The 2,760-nt window shown below is 41.3% G+C and carries 2 protein-coding genes; one reads left to right on the forward strand and one right to left on the reverse strand.

Annotated features, from left to right (window positions below; genetic code table 11):
- Nucleotides 1–683 (reverse strand): hypothetical protein (locus VJH67_01970; GenBank protein HEY4515933.1); only part of this gene is annotated, 683 nt, incomplete at its 3' end.
- 275 nt (nt 684–958) lie between these two features.
- Between VJH67_01970 and VJH67_01975 the strand changes: the two genes are divergently transcribed.
- On the forward strand, nt 959–2,760 hold a 1,802-nt coding region (locus VJH67_01975; protein HEY4515934.1), incomplete at its 3' end, for a valine--tRNA ligase.

Consider the following 2,760-nt stretch of genomic DNA (forward strand, 5'->3'; position numbering starts at 1 on the left):
TCGAGTAAATTTATTATTACGCTATCAGTAGCAGTATTAGTACCGTTGGTGCAAAAAATAGTAAGTGTTACCGAAGAACTTGATGCAGTGGGATACCATGGATGACCACTAGGAATGGGAGCTCCGACGCCTGCCAAAGAAATACCTGACTCACCAGTGGGTGACGTGAGAGTACAAGCAGTGGCGAAAGTAGAATTCCAAGAATAAATATAAGATTCGGTACCATCAACAACGACTGGCCCATCTGAATCATTAACTTTGATATCTGCAGTAATTGTTTCTGGAGGTGGGGGGGGCGGAGGTGGTGGGATCTCAGCTAGATTTATTACTACCGTGTCTGTAGAAGTGTTTGTCCCATCAGTACAATTAAAAGTTAGAGTAGTTGGATTAGACAGTGTTGGATACCATGGGTGTTCAGATGGAATTGGAGCTCCGACGCCTGCGAGTGAGATACCAGAAACACCCGTTGGTGAAGTAAGGGTACAGGCGGTAGCCTCTGTAGAAGTCCAGCTATAAACAAACTCTTCACCGCTTACCATGACTGGACCATCGGAATCATTAACTTTGATATCTACAATAGGGGCAGCAAAAACTGAGCTAGGGATACCCGCAAAAAAGATAGCGACCACTAAATAGACAGCGCCGGCACGAACCCATAACTTACTTGAGAATAAATCTCTCATATGTTCAACAAATTACGTTTTTTTGGAATAATGTCAATCGTAGCTCAATAAGGTCGTTTGGAATAAAATCCTTTGTTTGCAACATTTTTTAGCTATTTGTCCTTTATACTAATCTTGTCTTTTATAAAAACGTTTAATTTCTATAAGACACTTATCTAGAGCCTTAAATCCAGACTACCCACCATTATCTTTAATTTCTAAATAATGAATGCGAGTTTTGTCCTTTAACATGTTTAAGTCTGTCCCCTCAGTGATCATGCTATTATTAGTGACGCATGAAAGATAAGTTTATTACGCCCTATAACCCGAAAGAAACAGAGGGAAGAATCTATAAACTCTGGGAAGGAAGTGGATTTTTCAATCCAGACAACCTGCCTCCTAGACATGAGGTGCCATTCACTATTGTTTTGCCGCCTCCCAATGCCACAGGGACACTACACGTAGGCGGCGCTCTCATGACTGTGATAGAAGACATTATGGTCCGCTATAAACGGATGCGAGGATATAAAACTCTATGGTTACCAGGAACTGACCATGCTGCTATTGCTACAAATTCCAAAGTGGAGAAGATTCTTTCGAAAGAAGAGGGCAAGAATCGGCACGATATAGGACGGGAAGCTTTCGTGGCGAAAGTGGAGAAGTTTGTTAAAGAAAACCGTGGAGCCCTTAAACATCAGATTAGTAAGATGGGGACATCTCTCGACTGGAGTAGAGAAGCTTTTACTTTCGATGAGAAAAGAAATTTAGCTGTTAGAACTGCTTTTAAAAAAATGTACGATGCTGGTCTTATCTACCGAGGCACACGTATTATCAATTGGGATCCGAAAGGCCAAACTACAATTTCTGATGATGAGATCGTGTACGAAGAAAGAAAAGCGAAGTTGTACACATTCAAATATTCAGATGACTTCCCTATTGCTATTTCAACCACTCGTCCTGAAACAAAACTTGGCGACACAGCAGTTGCAGTAAATCCGAATGATGTGAGGTATCAAAAATATATAGGCCAGACTTTTAAATTAAACTTTGCCGGAGCTGACCTCGAATTAAAGATTGTCTCAGATGAGGTTGTGGATATGGACTTTGGTACTGGAGCTCTGGGTGTCACTCCAGCCCATAGCCAAACAGATGCCGATATAGCAAAGCGTCATAGTCTCCCATCGATCCAGGTTATAAACGAGTACGCGAAAATTAAACTAGAGATTCCTGGATTAGAAGGAGAGAAGACTCTTCCTGCGAGAGAAAAGATAGTGGCATGGCTGAAAGAAAAGAATCTTTTGATTAAGGAGGAGGAAATTACTCAAAACATTTCTACCGCAGAACGAACAGGTGGCATCATAGAACCACTCCCGAAACTACAATGGTTTGTAAATGTTAATTTGCCTATTGAAAGTCGGGGCAACAAATCGCTTAAAGAACTAATGTATGAGGCTGTCTCAAGCGGGAAAATAAAAATTCTTCCGGAACACTTTGAAAAAACTTATTTCCACTGGATTAATAATTTGCATGATTGGAATATCAGCCGGCAGATTTGGTACGGCCACCGTATTCCGGCTTGGTATAAGAATGAGGAAACATATGTAGGAATTGATGAGCCAGAAGGTACTGGCTGGAACCAAGACCCAGATACTCTAGACACTTGGTTTTCCTCCGGCCTTTGGACTTTTTCTGCTTTGGGCTGGCCAGAAGAAACAAAAGATTTGAAGATGTATCATCCTACCGATGTACTAGAAACTGGATACGATATTCTCTTTTTCTGGGTAGCTCGTATGATTTTAATGTCAGAGTTCCTACTTGGAGAAATTCCCTTTAAGACTGTATATCTCCACGGGTTAGTCAGGAATGCCAAAGGAGAGAAGCTTAGTAAGTCTCTAGGAGACAATATCGATCCTATTTCAATAGCTGATCAATATGGCACAGACGCTCTTCGTATGGCTCTTATAGTGGGAGTAGGTCCTGGTTCCGATAGTAAACTTGGGTCAGATAAACTCAAAGCGTACAAAAACTTTGCCAATAAACTCTGGAATATTACGCGCTTTGTACTTTCTAAAGAAAAAACTGGGGAGTTGGACCAGAC

It is taken from the genome of Candidatus Paceibacterota bacterium, assembly GCA_036517255.1.
Lineage (GTDB): Bacteria > Patescibacteriota > Minisyncoccia > Phycocordibacterales > WO2-35-19 > DATDXE01.